Consider the following 1,491-nt stretch of genomic DNA (forward strand, 5'->3'; position numbering starts at 1 on the left):
GGAAGCGCATACATTCATACAGGATGCCCGCGCAGCAGGGCTGACGGTCAAATCGTTTTTCTAGCAGCTTCGCAAACAGACGCTCGGCTTCGTCGATATTTTCAAGGCTTCGGAAAGTGAAAGTAACCGGCCCCGGCGGCCCGCGCGTTAGTCGGGGCTGTCTATCGTTAGAGCAACAACGCCAGGAACACGCACGCCGCGGCAATGCACATCGCCAGTACGAATATCACTATGACCATATCGCCTCGGTCGGGTTGGCAGCCGAACCATGCAATGTTACCGCAGTGGGAACTGCTGATCGCCCTGCGCTCGCGATCAGCCCATGCTCCCCGGCATGAAGCATCTGACGCCAACGGAAGCGCCGTTCAGATAGTAGGGCCAGACCATCGCGCGACCAGCGCGGTTCGGTCCATCCACGACAGCGTCGTTCGGAACATCAACCCACTCGCCATCAATGCGCACGCGATAGTGACCATCCTTAGTTTCCCAATCGGCGTCATCAACGCGCTTCGCATCACTGCCATCGCAGCAGGGCCCTTTGCCGCTGTGCAAGCTCTCATACCAACTGCTCAACTCAGGGTGCTGATAATCGTGGGCGCGGGCGTGACCGATTGTAGAAATCGGCGGCAGGACGGCGAATACAATAAGTGTTGCATGCCAAATGTGATTGTTCATCTCACACCCAATCCCGGAATCTCTCTGTGCAAGGAAATTCATCCATCCGCATCAACATGCGAAGCTGTCTCAGCTCGCCGCTGGTAGTCGTCAGCGAGGGCCTTAAGCTGAGCCGCAATCGCTGAGTCGGTCATGGTTTTGGCGGCGCGGAGCAAAGTCTGTGCTATCTCTAAATATTCCTTGCCTCGTCGTGAGTTCTGGGCCGTCATCAAGCCCTCGTGCGGTTCTCGGGCAGCTGGTCGAAGGCGATTTGGAGCCAGCTCACCCAATTGCGGTCACTTTCCCGGCGAGTTCTGAAGCGATCGACGCACTTCTTGGAACAAAGCGGGGTTCGCCACGAGTAGTGCCGGACGAGACCAAACTTGCCATCACACACTGCGCATCGCGCGGCACCGCCAGATCTAAGATTATCGGAGCAATGGGGCATCGTAGTCTCCTCTTGGTACTATCGTCGCTGTTCGTCGATCATCCTTTTCCACCGTCGCACTGCATGGGCCTGTGCGCTTTTCCTACGCGTGCAACTTAGGACGATCGCGGTCAGCCGCTCAATTGAACGTAGGTAATGCGCCTGCCATCCAAAGCGGCCAGGGAATGATACGAAGGTTTAGAGAGCGCGCCCCTAAAGCCGACCACTTCCGCAACGGGTCAATCGCGTCGGTTTGGCCGGACTACGGCGACTACCGGTCTACCCCGGTTAACGGACATTCTCAGGTAGGCGGACATATCTCAAAGGGGCCAAGGGACTAAACCGCTCGCGCGGTAGGCCGCTGCGGCAAACAGGGTGGCCAAGCCGATAGCGCCAAGGGGCGTCCTGTC

General features: G+C 57.8%; 1 protein-coding gene. It reads right to left on the reverse strand.

What is annotated here, in order from left to right; all coding sequences use genetic code 11:
• Window positions 1–315: 315 nt before the first annotated feature.
• Window positions 316–675: a hypothetical protein gene (locus AC5ZGW_RS46245; protein ID WP_130231117.1), complete on the reverse strand. Its 360-nt coding sequence runs from the start codon at window positions 673–675 to the stop codon at window positions 316–318.
• Window positions 676–1,491: the final 816 nt, after the last annotated feature.

The organism is Bradyrhizobium sp. Crot121 (assembly GCF_059512385.1).

Excerpts from the sequence above, each read along its gene's own strand:
- AC5ZGW_RS46245 (WP_130231117.1), bottom strand. The coding sequence starts at position 675 with ATGAACAATCACATTTGGCATGCAACACTTATTGTATTCGCCGTCCTG.